This is a genomic window from Saliphagus sp. GCM10025317 (assembly GCF_042663665.1).
Lineage (GTDB): Archaea > Halobacteriota > Halobacteria > Halobacteriales > Natrialbaceae > Natronosalvus.
Genome location: NZ_JBHTAQ010000001.1, coordinates 1 through 14,695 on the forward strand (window position 1 = coordinate 1; position 14,695 = coordinate 14,695).

Genomic DNA, 14,695 nt, shown 5'->3' on the forward strand with positions numbered 1-14,695 from the left:
AAACCGAACGGGCCGTCGAGACGCTCAACGAGGTGCTCGAGGACCGAGGGCACCAGCGCGAACTCGGCGCTGACGGCGGAATCCCAACCGAGGTGAACGGCGCGTGAGTCGCAGTTACCGGCACCCCGGGAACGGGGAAGACGACGGCAACGACGATCCTCGAGGATCGATTCGGTGATCGCCACGAGCACCAACTCGGCGATCGCCACGAGGACCGACTCGAGGACTACGACGTGATCCACCTCAACGACCTGCTCGAACGCGAGGGGCTGTACACGGCCGTCGACGAAGAGCGCGACAGCAAGGTCGCCGACCTGGATGCCCTCGAGGAGCGACTCGCGGAGCGAGACGACGTCCTGATCGAGTCGCACCTCGCCCATCACCCCGGCCGATCGCGTCGCCGTCTTGCGGTGTGAGCCGACAGTGCTCGAGGACAGATTGAGAGAGCGCGGTGAGAGTGCGGCTAAGGCTCGCGAGAACGCAGAGAGCGAGGCGCTCGACGTCATCCTCTCGGAGGCCGTCGACCGCCACGGACTCGAGTCCGTGTACGAAATCGACACCACGGACCGCGAGCCCGCCGCGGTGGCCGACGAACTCGAGGCCGTCGTCCGGGGCACACGAGCGCCGAGTGTCGGCGAGGTCGACTTCGTGGGGTACCTGACATGACCCTCGATAAGTTCCGACCGTACATCTCGAGGTTCCTGGATCCATTCGTCCGTGGGTTCGACCGGGTCGGAATGAGTCCCGACGGCGTGAGCGTTATCGCCGGGTTCGTGGCGATTGCCGCGGGCCTCGTGTTTTACCTCGGTGGCGTCGCCCACCCCGTCTGGTACGCCGTCGGCGCGGCCCTCGTTTTCCTGAACGGCTGGTTCGACATCATCGACGGCGCACTCGCTCGAGCCCAGGGCGTCTCCTCCCCGCGGGGGACCTGCTCGATCACGTCCTGGACCGGTACGCCGACATCGTGATCATCGGTGGACTCGCCGCCGGCGTCGGCGACTACTGGCTGGGCTTCCTGGCGGTTACGGGCGTCGTCATGACCTCCTACCTCGGCACCCAGGCCCAGGCGGTGGGCCTCGACCGGGTCTACGGCGGGCTCGTCGGCCGTGCCGACCGGCTGGCGATCATCGGAATCGTCGGCTTCCTCGCCTATCCTCTCGAGTCGTTCGACGCCGGTGGCCTCTCGCTCGTCGGCTGGCTGCTCGTCTTCCTCGCCGTCGTCGGCCACCTGACGGCCTTCCAGCGGTTCTTCTACTCCTGGAGCGCGCTCGAGTAGCGTCTGACAAGGTCCGACCCCTCGTCCGGGGCGGGTATCGAGTTCGATACGACCCGTCCGGATCGCTGGCGCCGTACCCTTTATCACGCGTGGTGCGTTAGACCCGACCATGGTTCAGTGCGAGATGTGTGGCGCCGAGACGTCGTCCCCGAAGACCATCAAAGTCGAAGGCGCGAAGCTGGACGTGTGTTCGAACTGTACCGACTTCGGCACCGAGGTGAAGACCGCTCATCCTCGAGCACGTCGACGAAGTACTCGACGGGCTCTGGATCGGGATCCGGGTCGGGGTCCAGCGACACGTCCTCGAGCGGCGGTCGCTCCTCGGGGTCCGGTGGCTCGCGTCGCCGAGACATGTTCGACGAGATGGACGAGATTGTCACCGACTACGACGACCGCATCCGGCGGGCGAGAGAAGAAGACCTCAGCCAGTCCGACCTCGCGAACGAACTCAACGAGAAAGCGAGTCTGATCCGCAAACTCGAGCGCGGGGATACCCTGCCCAGCGACCGGGTCCAGAGCAAACTCGAGCGATTCCTGAGATCAGCCTCACCGGCGGATCCGGGTCGAGCGAGGACAGCGACTGGGAGGGTGGCTCCTCGAGCGGGAGTTACACGCTTGGTGACGTCGTCAAGCGAAAGGATTGATCGAGCGCCGACCAACATTTTCCCGATCGCCGGTGTTGTTCACTGCGACCCGGTGTCCACTCGAGGGTCGAGCAGCGAGTACGCGAGGTCCTGAACGACGTTGCCGACGACGCCGAAGGCGACGATGACGACCGTCACGCCCATCATGACGGGAAGGTCGCGCGTCCAGACGGCGTTGTAGAAGAGCGAGCCGATCCCGCCGATGCCGAACACGGCCTCGATGATGATCACCGAAATCGCGAGCAATGCGAGCGTCTCCGCGAACACGAGCGAGAGCAACGGGATCGCCGCGTTTCGCAACACGTGTCTGGCGACGTCGAGCCGCCCACCGCCTTTCGCGCGAACGAGTTTGGTGAGGTCCGCGGTGTAGTACTGGCGAGCGTACGCTCGAGCGTAACTGACGATGGCAGCGAGCAGGGTCGTCGTAACCAGGACGACCGGGAGGACCCGCCCGTAGAGAAACGGCAACTCGGTCACCGTGATGTAGTTGAATTCGCTGCCCCAACTGAAGGCGGCAGCGGCAGTCGCGGACGCGCTCAGGATGAGGAAGCCGGCCCAGAAGTTCGGGATCGCGAACAGCAGATACACGATACCCATGGTTCCGTCGCCGCGAATCGAGCGCACGTTCATCGCGGCGTAGGCGCCGACGGTCAGCCCGAGCGTCGTCGCCAGCACGATCGCCGGGACGACGTACAGCGCCGTCTCGAGGGTGGCCTCGCGGACCAGCGGAAACACTGCCTCGCCGCTCTGGAAGGAATCGCCCCACTCCAGGGTGATCATGTTCCTCATCCAGTCGACGTACTGCTCGGTGAGCGGTCGGTCGAGCCCTCGGTCCGCGAGGTACGATTGGCGAATGGACTCGAGTTTGTCGGGATCGGCACCGCCGTAGGCCGCGAGCGCGAGTTGCCTGTCGAGCACCCAGTCTTCGGTCGCGGCGAACAGCGCGAACATCACCGTGAGCACGGCCCAGGCGGCGATCGCTCCCAGTGCCAGACGCCGAGCCAGAATTCGCACCACTCTCACTGGCGGTCACCTGCGAGTGGACCAGACGTGATGACGGAGTCGCGAATCACGAGTACTGCACACATGCCAGCCAGGGAAATATGAGTGTTGCGGTCGTGATGGAACAGAAACACTTATTCGCGGAGGCGACAGGTTCCTGCACGACTCGCAATGACGGAACCGGGATCGAACGCATCCGCCAGAGACGAACCGTCGGGGCAGACGGACGTCGCGGCGCTCGAGCGAATCGACTGGAATCGGGTCGACTCGTCGAAGCGCCGGTTTTCGCCCGAACGAATCGCGCTTGTAATCGGCGTCCTTACCGTCGGGCTGGCGTACCTCTACTACCGCTGGAGAGACAGCATCTATCTCGTCGCTCGATGGTACGTCGGCCCCGAAGATTGGCTGCTACTGCTCGCCCTGGCCGTGATCGTCGCCTACGGCGCCGTTCCGATGGTCCTCGATCCGTCCCGCGGCGGCGACTCCTCGCTCGACTTCGACGACGGTGGGCAACCGTCGCGACCCTCACAGTTCTCGTGATCGTCACTCTTACCGCGCTCTACACGATGATAACGGGGTTCCAGCCCCGGCTGACGTTATACTCGGGGACGGCCGGAACCGACAAACTCCAGCCGCCGGTCGGCTTCAGCGGTTCCTACCTGGAAACGGGAAAAGACTGCGTGGGCATGGTTACCGGGGACACGATATACGAACAGCAGTGTCACGGGAGCTGGGAGTACGTGCTCGGAACCGACCGCTGGGGGTACGAAATGGTCGACCTCCTCGTGGTCGGCGCTCGACCTGTGGCCTACGCCGTGCTCGTCACGGCCGGCATTATCGTGCCGCTGGCGACGATCGTCGGTCTCCTCGCGGGGTACTACGGCGGTTCCGTCGACGACCTCCTGATGAGCTACGTCGACGTCCAGCCAGCATCCCAGCGATCGTCATCTACATGATCGCGTACCTGTTCATCGGGGACTCGTTTTCGTCCTCCTCGCCGCGTTCGGCCTGCTATCCTGGGGCGGGATCGCCCGTATCGTCCGGAGCGAGACGCTACAACGACGCGAGGAAGGGTACGTCCTCGCCGCTCGAGTGCTCGGGGCCTCGAGGCCGTACGTCCTGCGACGACACGTCCTGCCGAACATTACCAATAGCGTGATCCCGGCGGCGTTCCACCTGATGGCCGTGCTCGTCCTGACAGAGGCGGCGCTCGCGTTCCTCGGGTTCCACGCCACGTTCCAGTCGTGGGGCATGACGATGGGCGAGGGGCTGTTCAGGGCGTCCCCGCTCGACGCGTGGTGGGTCTCGACGTTCCCCGCCATCGCCCTGGGACTGACGGTCGCGGCGTTCAAGGTGGCCGGCGACGGACTGCGAGACGCGCTCGATCCACGGGGGACTCATGACTGACACAGATCCACTGCTCTCCGTCGACGACCTGCACGCTCACATCGCGACCGCCGACGGTCCCATTCGGGCCGTCGACGGGGTGAGCTTCGACGTCCAGCCCGGCGAAACCGTCTGCCTCGTCGGCGAGAGCGGGAGCGGGAAGACGCTGACCTGTGATTCGATCACTGGTCTGGTCTCGAGTTCGCAGGTCGACGTCTCCGGATCCGTGACGTTCGAGGGCGAGGAGTTGCTCTCGGCCGACGAAAGCCGACTTCGATCGATTCGCGGCAACCGTATCGCCTATCTCTTTCAGAACGCCCAGAACGCGCTGGATCCGGTGTACACCGTTGGCGATCAGCTCGTCGAGGCGATCACGTTCCACCGAGACGTCAGCGACGAGATCGCGCGAGAGCGAGCGATCGACCTGCTGCAGACCGTCGGCCTCTCGCGACCGGCGGAGCGACTCGACGCGTATCCCCACGAATTCTCCGACGGCATGCGCCAGCGCGTCCTGATCGCCATCGCCCTGGCCACCGAGCCCGACCTGCTCATCGCCGACGAACCGACGTCCGCACTGGACGTCACGATTCAGTCCCGAATCATCGACCTGATCGACGACCTCCGACGAGAGCGAGCGCTGACGATGTTGCTCGTCACCCACGATCTCAGGGTCGTGGCCTCGCTGGCCGACCGCGTCGTCGTCATGTACGCCGGGAACGCCGTCGAGCGCGGGCCGGTCGAGGCCGTCCTCGAGCGACCGGGACACCCCTACACGCAGTCGTTGTTCCGGAATTTCGTGGGGCAGGGTAGGGCGGACGGGCCGGACCGCCGTACTGATACTGTCGGAGGTGACGAACCGGCTCCGCCGGACGGCTGTCGCTTCCGTCGGGAGTGCCCACACGCCGTCGAGGCGTGTCGCGCCGACGAACCGCCGTTCGAACCGGTCGCCGGCGTCGAAGACCACCGTGCGGCGTGCATCTACCACGGCAACCGACAAGATGCGAGAACGGTCCTCGACACTGTTCCCGATTTCGGCGCAGCGGGGAAGGGGTGACCGAGGATGACTGAGGCGGATCCGTTGCTTTCGGTCAGGAACCTCGAGAAGCACTACCCGATCACCAAGGGGCTCCTTCGGCGCGAGGTCGGGACCGTTCGGGCCGTCGACGGCGTGAGCTTCGACGTCCAGCCCGGCGAGGCGTTCGGGCTCGTCGGCGAATCCGGCTGCGGGAAATCCACGACCGCGCTGTCGGTACTCCGTCTCGAGGAGCCGACCGGTGGCGAGGTCCGGTTCGACGGCGACGACGTTCGCGCGTACGACGACGACGAACTGCGTCGCTTTCGCCGACGCGCACAGCTCGTGCTCCAGGACCCGGACTCGGCGCTCAACCCGCGTCGGACAGTCGGCGAGTCAGTCGAAGAGCCCCTCCGCATCCACGGCTTGCACGGTTCCCAGCGGCGCCGACACGTCGTCGAGGACACGCTCGAGCGCGTCGGGCTCTCCGCCGCCGCGGCCGACCAGTACCCACACGAGTTCTCCGGCGGGGAAAAACAGCGCATCGCCATCGCCCGCGCGCTGGTGTTGAACCCGGATCTGCTCGTCGCCGACGAGCCGGTGAGCGCGCTCGACGGCCGAACCAAGGCCGACGTCCTCGAGTTGCTGGGACGTCTCCAGCGGGAGTTCGACGTCGCGATCGTCTTCATCAGTCACGACGTCGGCTCGTGCGTCGGTTCTGCGACCGGGCGGCGGTAATGTACCTCGGCGAAATCGTCGAGTCCGGGGCGGTCGACGACGTCTTCGAGGACCCTCGCCACCCGTACACGCAACTGCTCGTGTCGTCGATTCCCAGCCTCAACCCGAACGCGTCGCGCTCCAGCGTCGAGTCCCTGACCGACGACCTCCCCGACGCGTCCGACCCGCCGTCCGGCTGTCGGTTCCATCCCCGGTGTCCGGCGATCATCCCGCCTGCCGACGCAACGATCCCTCGTGACCAGTGGCGAGGACTCGTGCGGTTCCGCTTTCGGCTCGAGAACGACTGGACGACCGCGGACGACGTGCGGGCCGCCGTCGCCGGGCCCGAGTCGGACGGTACAAACGGTCCTGCGACCATCGAGTCTGTCCCCGCCACCGACGACGCCGTTCGATCGAGGTTCGATCTGCCCGCGGAACTCGCGGATCCGGACCTCGAGGCGGCGCTCACGGCGACCGTCGAATCCATCGACGACGGCGACCTCGTAATGGCTCGAGACCACCTCGCGGCACCGACCGAAACCGTCTGTGAGCGCGAGTCGCCGACGCTCGAGACCCGCACAGAGGGCCGACCGGTCGCCTGCCACCGGTACGATCCGTCGGTACCCGGCGAGCCCGAGACGGACCTCGAGACGACGACCACTCGGTAACTATTTTGGTCGCGAGGGCCTCCTCTCGAGCATGTTCGTTCTGATCAACCTCAAGACGTATCCGTGTGACTCCGTCGCCGTCGCCGAAGCCGCGCGTGACGTCGACGAGACGACCGACGCTCGCATCGCCGTCGCCCCGCAGGCGACCCACCTCGAGCGAGTCGCCGAGACGGGCGTCGAAACCTGGGCCCAGCACGTCGATCCGATCGACTACGGGAGCAACACTGGGCACACGCTCGCGGAGGCGGTCGCGGATGCGGGCGCAGTGGGCACGTTGATCAACCACTCCGAGCGCCGCCTGAAACTCGCCGACGTCGACGGCGCGATCCGGGCGGCCGAACGTGCCGCCTCGAGACGGTCGTCTGTGCGAACAACCCGGCCCAGATCGGGGCGGCCGCGGCGCTCGGCCCCGACGCCGTCGCCGTCGAACCGCCGGAACTGATCGGCACCGGGACGCCGGTCAGCCAGGCCGATCCGGACGTCGTGGAGGACGCCGTCGACGCCGCCGCTCGGGTCGACGAGGACGTCACCGTGCTCTGTGGCGCGGGGATCAGTACCGGCGAGGACGTCGTCGCCGCAGCCGACCTCGGCTCGAATGGCGTCTTGCTCGCCAGCGGCGTCGCCAAAGCCGACGACCCCGCGGCGGCGCTCGCGGATCTGGTCGAGCCGCTGTGAGCGGGGATGGAAGCGAAATGGGGACGAGGATGAAGACGACAACGAGACCAGGGACGAGAACGAGAACGGAAATACGGACGAGAGCCAAAGTGACAGCACCGCCAGAGCCCGATACCTTTTCCCCACCGAACGTGAACTCGAGGCATCACCGATGAGCGACGATGACCGGAACTCACACTCTCACTCGCCCGCGAACGCAAACGCGAACTCGAATCCCGACGACACGTCCGACGCGCACCCACTCGAGGTTACCCTCGAGAACCGCCTAATGGGCCAGGGCGTCTACGTCAATTCGCTCGAGCGAACCGACGACCGAACGCGACTCGAGTACGAAATGGTGCACGACGTACCGGGCGTGACCACCCACGAGGTCAGTACCGTCGTTCGAATCGTCCTGACGGTCGCGGAGGAGCGCGAGTGGGAGCCAGGAACGCTCGAGGCAATCTCTCGATCCACCGACGGGGACCGGCGCGGGACGTGGCGAGTCGAACGCGAGTGGTTCGATCAGCTGGGGACGAACTCTTCGAACTCGAATTTTCGGACCTCGTTCTCGATACAATTACTCACGCCGGGGATAAGAAGTAGTTACATTCATTACGGATTGCTGTCTTCGGTTCCGTAGAGCTACTGATGACCGGAGAGCAGGTGTTCGTCTCCCACGCACCCGTCGACCTCGACCTCGTGCAGGAACTGTTCTCGACGGTCAAGAACTTCCCGTTCGGCGTCCACATCGCCCTCGAGGAGATCGAATCCGGTCGAACGCGCAAGCGACTCGAGGGCCGACTCGCCAACAGCGACGTCGTCGTCGCCGTACTCACTGAGGCGTCGGCGACCAGCAACTGGGTCAACCAGGAGATCGGCTACGCGCTCGCGAAGGGCATTCCGGTTCTCCCGCTGTACGACGAGGAGGCGTTCCGCGGCGGGTTCATCGCCGACGTCGAAGGAGTCGCCATCGATCGTGAGAACCTCTCGTTCACGATCTTCAACCTGCTCTGCCGGCTTCGGAGCGAACTCTCTCCGCTCGGAGCACTGTCAGTCCCCAACTGGTACGTCCGATTCCCGTGTACTGTTCCGGACTGTGGCCACCCGGTCACGCTGACATCACGCAGGGCCAGACGAAACTCTGGAAACTCTCGGAACACGGTCAGTTACTCGAGGCCACCTGCGAGGTCTGCGACGCCGCCTACGCCTTCGATCCGGCGACGATCGGGTTCGTCAGGCGTATGGACGGCCTCGAACGCACAGCGTGACAGTCACTTCAGCCGGTCGTAAGCCTCTTTGACGAGTTTGAACGCCGACTCGCTGCCGCTCTTCTTGTCCGGGTGGGCGTGTTTGATCTGGGTCAAGAATGCCTCGCGAAGCTCCTGACTCGTCGCGTCGTCGTCGACACGAAGGATCTCCCGCGCCTCAGACTCGCGCATCTCGACGCTGCTGACGACCCTTTTCTCCTCGGCCAGCGCCTTGCAGTCCGGACACATCTCCTCGGTCCGGCCGTCGATCGTCGTCACGTGATAGAGCTCTTCGTCGACGTACTCGTGACACTGGCTACAGAGCGTTCGACGGGTCGCGAGGTGGGTCGTCTCCGTCGCTTCGTCGGCGGGTGCGGCCCCATTGCCGTCCTCCGCCTCGGAACTTTCCGCCGTAAAGCTTCCCGACCTGGAGCTTCCCGCATCCCCGTGACCGGGAACCTCCTCGAGACAGTCGGGACAGCACGTGATCACCGTTCCGTCGGGTAAAACGACGTCCTCGAGATCGTTTCGCGAAACGCTCGAGTGGCAGCCATCGCACGTCCCGCGCGGTCGGTCGATCGACTCGAGTTTCCGGGCGGCCTCGCGGGCGTGGGGCGCACACGTCGGGCAGCACGCCAGCCGTTCTCCGTCCGGCATCGTCACGGTGGTCAGGTTCTCGAGCGCGACGGCCCGTCCACACCCATCACACCGTTCACGGCGTTGGTCGACCACAGCCATCTGTCACATCGTTTGTATTCGAACTATATTATTGTAGTCATCTCCTGAATCGCACGACGGACGGTTCGAGAGCGACGGGCGTTACCGAGCGAACCCAGCGATAGCGACGCCAGGTCCAGAAACCGTGACACCAATACGGGCTCCGCTCGGACCGATGAACATGGGAGCGCTACCTACCGTCTTCGATACCGATCGTCCTGGACAGCGAGCTATCGCGCAGTCGGGGCGGTCGACCTCGCCCTCATCACGGCGATCATGATGACCGGCCGACGCCAGCACGGCCTGCCGATCGCAAGCGAACCGGGAGCCGCCCTCGAGACCGCCTTGCCGTTTCTCGTCGGCTGGACGGTCGTCGCCCTCCTGGCTGGCGCGTACGCTCGACGTGCGATCGCGTCGACGAAGACCGCCGCCGTGGTCACCACCGTCGCGTGGCTCGGCGGGGCGAACGTCGGCCTCATTCTTCGCTCGTCGCCGTTCTTCGACGGCAATGCGCTGTGGGCGTTCAACGTCGTCATCACCGCCATTGGGCTGCTCGTGCTCGGAATCTGGCGCATCGGGCTCTCGGTGGGGCTCCGTAATGCGGGCTGGCTCGAGTGACCCCGGTCAGAAACGAGGGCCTCGAGTGCAGGTCGACCCGGATCAAATCGTTTGTCGAAGCGATCGACGATTTAAAACCGGCCGTTCACGGCTCGAGTGTGCACTGAGCTCGATAATATCGGTTTTGAGAGGGGATTTCGACCCAGGCCACTTTTGCCGATTGGAACCACTCGATAAGTTACGAGGATAATCCCCCCTCTATCTGAATCAGGGACAAATTCAATATCGGCTAATTATGGGAAACGCTTATATGCCTATTCCTCATAGAATGTAATAGATTATGGCTGGCTATTATGACATTGTTCTCGGACTTATCCCGGTCGCACTGCTCGGTATCACCGCTGCCCTGACCGTCGTCGGCGTCTCGTTGACGGCTGCGGTCCCGATTAGCGCTACCGTCGCAATCGGCGTCATCGGTCACGCGATGTTCGTCAACGGTCCCGTCGATTCCGTCGAGGACGCCCCAGCCACGCGCCCCAGAGTCAACTCCGAGTAACCCCAGCCACGCGGTTTTTATCTCTCAGTCTCCTCGTGGGAGTATGACCGACGTCCTGTTTCTCACCAGCGAAGAGACGGTCGGCCTCGCCTCGCCCGCAGACTACGTTACTGCCGTTCGAGACGGCTACCGCCAGCGCGGCGCCGGCGCATCCGCCAAACCCCGAACCAAACTCTTTCGCGCCGACCCAGGTGGGCTCCTGACGACCTACTCCGCCGTCCTTCCGGAAACCGGCGCGATGGGAGGCTACATGTACAGCGCCGGGTTCGGATCGGGCGACGCCTGGTTCGTCACGCCGCTGTTCGACGCCGACAGCGGTGAACCGATCGCCCTGCTCGACGGCGCCCACATGAACCCCTTCAAGACCGGCGCCGCCGGCGCGGTCGCCGTCGACGAACTCGCTCGCCAGGACGCCACCACGCTCGCCGTGATCGGCACTGGCCCGCAGGCACGCGGACAGGTCCACACGACGGCGACCGTTCGCGATTTCGAGACTGTTCGCGTCTTCTCGCCGACGGCGTCCAATCGGGAGGCGTTCGCTGCCGAGTTCGACGACAAGCTCGCCGCCAGCGTCACGGCCGTCGACTCGAGCGCCGCCGCCGTCGAGGGTGCCGACGTCGTGATCACCGCGACGACGGCGAGCGAACCCGTCTTCGACGGCTCGCTGCTCGAGCCCGGAACCCACGTTACGGCGATGGGGCAGTATCACCCGAAGAAGCGCGAACTCGACGTGGAGACGATCGAACGGGCCACCTACGTTCCCGACCTTCGGGACCGGGCGACCTACGACGCAGGCTCGTTTCTCGCGGCGCTCGAGGCCGGCGCGATAGCCGAAGATCACGTTCACGCCGAACTGGGCGACATCGTGGTTGGCGAGGCGTCTGGGCGAACGAGTGACGACGAGATCACGGTGTTCGACAGTGGAGGGACCGGGATCGAAACCGTCGCGGCCGCGGCGATGCTGTACGAACGGGCGACGGAGGAGGGACTTGGGTCGACCATTTCGTTCGCACCCGCGAGCGAAGCGCTGACTGGGCGACGTTCCTGAAACAAACGGCGAGAGAGCGGTCGAGCGAACGACCGGTTACTCGTCACTCGCTCTCGACGGCTACCTCGTGGACGACGACCGTCAGATGATTGAGTTTCGGTGGCAGGTGCTCCGGTGGGATCGCGATCGTCGGTTCGACGGTCGAAAGCGACCGATCGTACGTCAACTCCGCGTTCTGGGCGATCGACATTGGCCCCGAAATGATCGATCCCGTGAAGTCGACGCTCCCCGTTCCGATGCAGACGTCGGCCCAGTCGGCCTCGGGCGAGCAGTCGGCGTTGTTCAGGTACTCGTCAACGAGTTCGTTCGTCCCCTCGGCCGGTTCGTCCCGTGGCGCGTAGATGGTTCCCGTGAACGTCCCCTGGCCGATCGCGAACTTCATCTCCGAGGTTCCGTAGAGCTGGAAGCGCTGGGGATCGTCGGATTCGACGGTGACGCCGCCACTACCGCCTCCCATGGCTACGTCGCCGGTCGTGTAGACCCTCGCAACGTGATCCGTTCCCGCACCGTCGACGACCTCGATTTTCGCGTTGTCGAGTCCGATGTTCCCGTCGACGAGGACCGTCACGTCCCCCTCGCTCAGATCGACCTCGAGGTCGTCGTCTCGAAGCAACTCGTCCGCGTAGTAGGTCCCGTTCTCGAGGGTCGATCCGTCGATCGATCGGGCGTCCTCCGCCGACGTCTCGAACAGGTACGCGATGTCGTCGTCGAGCGGCCGAAGGTCCACTTCTTCGCCGCCCGTACAGTTGGCAGGCGCCTCGCAAGAGATACTCACGTTTCCGGTCGCCGAGATAGAGCCGTTCACGGAGGGGTTCCCGCCGTTATCGAGCACGTCCCCGACGGCGGTGACCGCTCCGTCGTAGGACCCGTCGGGATCGGGTTGTCCGAGGAGGACGGCGACGGTCTGGTTCGCGTGGTCGACCGTCACGTACTGGTCGCCAACCTGTCGCTCGTAGTGGGCCGCCCAGCCAGCGTAGTACGGGCTCTCGATCGTGATCGTGACGAACCGGCCCGCGACGCTCGGGATATCGTGGCTCGGCCGATCGCTCCGCACTTTCGAGAGACGAACCCGGTCGTTCGACACCGATTCGACGCCTTCGAGTCGCGTGATCGGCAGCCGGAAGGCGTCCTGGCGATACTCGGCCTGTGGCGCGGAGACGATTCTCGCCTGGGCGCCCGTGCCGCGGAAGACGCCACCGCCCTCGTAGGCGACGACCGTCTCGCCGTCGCGATACTCGATCGCCCGAATGGGTTCGTCGATAATGGGGTCCTCGAGTCCGGACGCGGTCACCGTAATGTGGCCCGATTCCACGAGCGAGACGCCGCCATTGGCGTCTGCCAGGCCGAGCGCGACCGACCGCGTGTCGTCGCTCGAGGCGGCGACCGTGTTCAGTTCCGAGCCGAGGTTGACGAACGACTGTTCGACGCGTTCGTCCTCGAGCTGGTCCGACGACGTCGTGAGGGCCCCGGTTCCCACGAGGACGATGCCGATGCTGGCGACGGCGACCATGCCGATGATGATCGTCAGGGCGAGTACCGGCGTTAGCCCTCGGTCGGCGCGGTCGATCATCGCGTGCCTCGCGATAGAACGCTACGTTGATCGCGGTTTCGCCGTCCCCACGGACCGCCCGGCGTGCTCCCTCCCTCCCCCCGGAGCTGATGGAGCAATTGAGTCATACACGCATTCATGACCGTCACCGATAATGATGTTTCCCATACGTTCCAGTTCCTGGACATAAATGTTGTGGGTGTCCTCGAGCATAGTGTATCCGCGTTCTCGAAATCAATTATCGTCTCATCGCTCTATCCGAGCCTCGAGGTCAGTGTCCGACCAGGTTCGTCGGGCCACGAATCGAAACGGTTAGGAACGCATTCGACGACCGACGGGACGTGGCTCGAGGTGAGACGGGAAGCGGCGACCGTTCACGTCGACTGGCGGGAGCGATGGTACTCGTCGTCGCCGGCGGACTCGCCTTGTTCGCCCCGACCGTCCGCCTCCTGCTGGCCGGCCTCGTCCTGCTGGCCGGCCCGGTGTCGATTTACGGGGGCCTCCTCGCGTTCCTCAGAGGGAATCTCGGAATGCGCAGTGCGTTTCGACTCGTCCTTGGGCTAGCGGTCGGGACGCTCGCTCCGATGTTACTCGTCCTGGCGCTGATCGCGTCGGGGACCTTCGCGTTAGTCGTGGGTGTTCTCGGTGGCTCGTGTAGCGTGCTGGCGCTCGTGTTCGCGTCGACCGCGTTCAGTCGCGAACGAACGCCGGCCGAGCGGTACGTCCCGCCGACCGACGGCTGACGGCTGACGTCGACCAGGGCGGATACGATCGACTCAACCAACCACGCAGAACAGTCGAGCGCTCGAGTGCTCGAACGGTCGAGAATATCGAACGCCGTCTACTCGAGTTGGATCGCAGAGAGTGACCGTACCGGGCCAGCTGTGCGAGAGCGGTCGTCTTCGGTCGTAACGACGAAGTCGACGTCCGTATCGACGTCGTCGACCGGAGGCTCTGAATCCGAATCCGAATCCGAATCGGAGAGCACGGTGACCGCATCCACGAGCAGCGGCGCGACGACGCCCCCGACGACCGCTCGCGGATCCGAAAGAGGCGCCCGCAGCGCCACCCGATCGCCAGTCTCGAGCCCCCACTCGTCGACGACATCGGTAGCCGTCTCGAGTACCGTCAGATGACTGTACCTGCGCCGGCCGTCGACGAGCAACGGCGTCCCGGGATCGATCTCGAGCGGCGGAAACGATGGGTTCTCGCTCCAGAGACCACTCTCGAGGTGACGGACTCCTGGATCGTCGGGGCGCTCGCCGTAACCGACTCGCTGAGCACCTTCGGGGAGGGCGTATTCCCCGAGGTCGCTAACCGGCGCGACGAGCGTTCGCAGATCCTCGCTCCCTCCCAGGTCGTGGGGCGGATCGAACCTGGTCCGGGACTCGAGCAGCGCTGTCCCGAAAAACGAGAGTAGCGCGAGCGGACCCGATCCGACGACGCCGACGGTGACGCCCCGGCGAACGCCCGTGTGGCGCAGAAAGTTCCCGGCCTTCCACGCCGAGGTACGAAGCCAGTGGGCGTCGTACGTTCGACCGGTTGCGTCCTCGAGTGCCGCCGCTCGCTCCGTCGTTCGCGTTCGAAACACGCAGCCAGCGTTTCCATACCCGACCTACTCACCGCGATTACAAAAGCGCCGTCACTTTCGCGTGGGT

The 14,695-nt window shown here is 65.0% G+C and carries 12 protein-coding genes and 8 pseudogenes; 15 read left to right on the forward strand and 5 right to left on the reverse strand.

Annotated elements, in window-relative coordinates; translation table 11 throughout:
- The first annotated feature begins 155 nt into the window (after window positions 1-155).
- A pseudogene (locus tag ACFQS4_RS00005) lies at window positions 156-666 on the forward strand (adenylate kinase family protein).
- Window positions 663-1,276, forward strand: a pseudogene (locus ACFQS4_RS00010) (CDP-alcohol phosphatidyltransferase family protein). Before ACFQS4_RS00005 ends, ACFQS4_RS00010 begins: the two co-directional pseudogenes overlap by 4 nt.
- A 114-nt stretch (window positions 1,277-1,390) precedes the next feature.
- Here ACFQS4_RS00010 and ACFQS4_RS00015 read toward each other — a convergent pair.
- Window positions 1,391-1,453 (reverse strand): annotated as a pseudogene (locus ACFQS4_RS00015) (DUF8138 family protein); the annotation flags it as partial.
- On the opposite strand from ACFQS4_RS00015, the pseudogene ACFQS4_RS00020 reads away from it, so the two are divergent.
- Window positions 1,434-1,920: pseudogene (locus tag ACFQS4_RS00020) on the forward strand (multiprotein bridging factor aMBF1). The pseudogenes ACFQS4_RS00015 and ACFQS4_RS00020 sit on opposite strands and share 20 nt — an antisense overlap.
- Before the next feature lie 39 nt (window positions 1,921-1,959).
- Here ACFQS4_RS00020 and ACFQS4_RS00025 read toward each other — a convergent pair.
- Window positions 1,960-2,934 (reverse strand): ABC transporter permease, encoded by a 975-nt coding sequence (locus ACFQS4_RS00025; RefSeq protein ID WP_500191502.1) that lies wholly within the window; start codon window positions 2,932-2,934, stop codon window positions 1,960-1,962.
- A 159-nt stretch (window positions 2,935-3,093) separates the two neighbouring features.
- On the opposite strand from ACFQS4_RS00025, the gene ACFQS4_RS00030 reads away from it, so the two are divergent.
- From ACFQS4_RS00030 to ACFQS4_RS00065, 8 genes and pseudogenes are all read left to right on the forward strand, one after another.
- Entirely contained in the window at window positions 3,094-3,462 is a 369-nt protein-coding gene (locus ACFQS4_RS00030; protein WP_500191504.1) for a hypothetical protein, read from the forward strand.
- The gene (locus ACFQS4_RS00035; protein WP_500191507.1) at window positions 3,459-3,878 is read left to right on the forward strand and encodes a hypothetical protein; all 420 of its coding nucleotides are present in this window, start codon (window positions 3,459-3,461) and stop codon (window positions 3,876-3,878) included. The genes ACFQS4_RS00030 and ACFQS4_RS00035 overlap by 4 nt, the downstream gene beginning before the upstream one ends.
- Before the next feature lie 43 nt (window positions 3,879-3,921).
- A pseudogene (locus tag ACFQS4_RS00040) lies at window positions 3,922-4,329 on the forward strand (ABC transporter permease); the annotation flags it as partial.
- A complete protein-coding gene (locus ACFQS4_RS00045; RefSeq protein ID WP_497902056.1) occupies window positions 4,322-5,362 on the forward strand; it encodes an ABC transporter ATP-binding protein in 1,041 nt (346 codons plus the stop codon). The pseudogene ACFQS4_RS00040 and the gene ACFQS4_RS00045, both read left to right, overlap by 8 nt.
- 6 nt (window positions 5,363-5,368) lie before the next feature.
- Window positions 5,369-6,705, forward strand: a pseudogene (locus tag ACFQS4_RS00050) (ABC transporter ATP-binding protein).
- Window positions 6,706-6,736: 31 nt separating this feature from the next.
- Window positions 6,737-7,380, forward strand: a pseudogene (tpiA, locus tag ACFQS4_RS00055) (triose-phosphate isomerase).
- A 151-nt stretch (window positions 7,381-7,531) separates the two neighbouring features.
- Window positions 7,532-8,002, forward strand: a complete 471-nt coding sequence (locus ACFQS4_RS00060) for a DUF8159 domain-containing protein (RefSeq protein WP_500191510.1) — start codon at window positions 7,532-7,534, stop codon at window positions 8,000-8,002.
- Window positions 8,003-8,010: 8 nt separating this feature from the next.
- A pseudogene (locus tag ACFQS4_RS00065) lies at window positions 8,011-8,630 on the forward strand (toll/interleukin-1 receptor domain-containing protein).
- 3 nt (window positions 8,631-8,633) lie between these two features.
- Here the strand turns inward: ACFQS4_RS00065 and ACFQS4_RS00070 are convergent.
- On the reverse strand, window positions 8,634-9,347 hold the full coding sequence (locus tag ACFQS4_RS00070) for a J domain-containing protein (RefSeq protein WP_497902059.1): 714 nt from the start codon (window positions 9,345-9,347) through the stop codon (window positions 8,634-8,636).
- A gap of 48 nt (window positions 9,348-9,395) precedes the next feature.
- On the opposite strand from ACFQS4_RS00070, the gene ACFQS4_RS00075 reads away from it, so the two are divergent.
- The 3 genes from ACFQS4_RS00075 (at window position 9,396) to ACFQS4_RS00085 (ending at window position 11,488) form a co-directional block, all read left to right on the forward strand.
- Window positions 9,396-9,944, forward strand: a complete 549-nt coding sequence (locus ACFQS4_RS00075) for a DUF3054 domain-containing protein (protein ID WP_500191659.1) — start codon at window positions 9,396-9,398, stop codon at window positions 9,942-9,944.
- Between the two features lie 280 nt (window positions 9,945-10,224).
- Window positions 10,225-10,440 (forward strand): DUF8015 family protein, encoded by a 216-nt coding sequence (locus ACFQS4_RS00080; RefSeq protein ID WP_254157053.1) that lies wholly within the window; start codon window positions 10,225-10,227, stop codon window positions 10,438-10,440.
- Between the two features lie 43 nt (window positions 10,441-10,483).
- Complete coding sequence (locus tag ACFQS4_RS00085) at window positions 10,484-11,488, forward strand: ornithine cyclodeaminase family protein (protein WP_497902061.1); 1,005 nt, start codon at window positions 10,484-10,486, stop codon at window positions 11,486-11,488.
- A 43-nt stretch (window positions 11,489-11,531) separates the two neighbouring features.
- Here the strand turns inward: ACFQS4_RS00085 and ACFQS4_RS00090 are convergent, their stop codons facing one another.
- Complete coding sequence (locus ACFQS4_RS00090) at window positions 11,532-13,058, reverse strand: DUF7289 family protein (RefSeq protein WP_497902062.1); 1,527 nt, start codon at window positions 13,056-13,058, stop codon at window positions 11,532-11,534.
- 320 nt (window positions 13,059-13,378) lie between these two features.
- Between ACFQS4_RS00090 and ACFQS4_RS00095 the strand changes: the two genes are divergently transcribed.
- On the forward strand, window positions 13,379-13,780 hold the full coding sequence (locus ACFQS4_RS00095; protein ID WP_497902063.1) for a hypothetical protein: 402 nt from the start codon (window positions 13,379-13,381) through the stop codon (window positions 13,778-13,780).
- Between the two features lie 98 nt (window positions 13,781-13,878).
- Here the strand turns inward: ACFQS4_RS00095 and ACFQS4_RS00100 are convergent, their stop codons facing one another.
- Window positions 13,879-14,628 carry a hypothetical protein gene (locus ACFQS4_RS00100; protein WP_497902064.1) on the reverse strand — a complete coding sequence of 250 codons (750 nt, stop codon included), beginning with the start codon at window positions 14,626-14,628 and terminating at the stop codon, window positions 13,879-13,881.
- Between the last annotated feature and the right edge of the window lie 67 nt (window positions 14,629-14,695).

Coding starts and splice junctions, on each gene's coding strand:
- ACFQS4_RS00030 (WP_500191504.1), top strand. CDS start 3,094: ATGACGGAACCGGGATCGAACGCATCCGCCAGAGACGAACCGTCGGGG.
- ACFQS4_RS00045 (WP_497902056.1), top strand. CDS start 4,322: ATGACTGACACAGATCCACTGCTCTCCGTCGACGACCTGCACGCTCAC.
- ACFQS4_RS00060 (WP_500191510.1), top strand. CDS start 7,532: ATGAGCGACGATGACCGGAACTCACACTCTCACTCGCCCGCGAACGCA.
- ACFQS4_RS00070 (WP_497902059.1), bottom strand. CDS start 9,347: ATGGCTGTGGTCGACCAACGCCGTGAACGGTGTGATGGGTGTGGACGG.
- ACFQS4_RS00080 (WP_254157053.1), top strand. CDS start 10,225: ATGGCTGGCTATTATGACATTGTTCTCGGACTTATCCCGGTCGCACTG.
- ACFQS4_RS00085 (WP_497902061.1), top strand. CDS start 10,484: ATGACCGACGTCCTGTTTCTCACCAGCGAAGAGACGGTCGGCCTCGCC.
- ACFQS4_RS00090 (WP_497902062.1), bottom strand. CDS start 13,058: ATGATCGACCGCGCCGACCGAGGGCTAACGCCGGTACTCGCCCTGACG.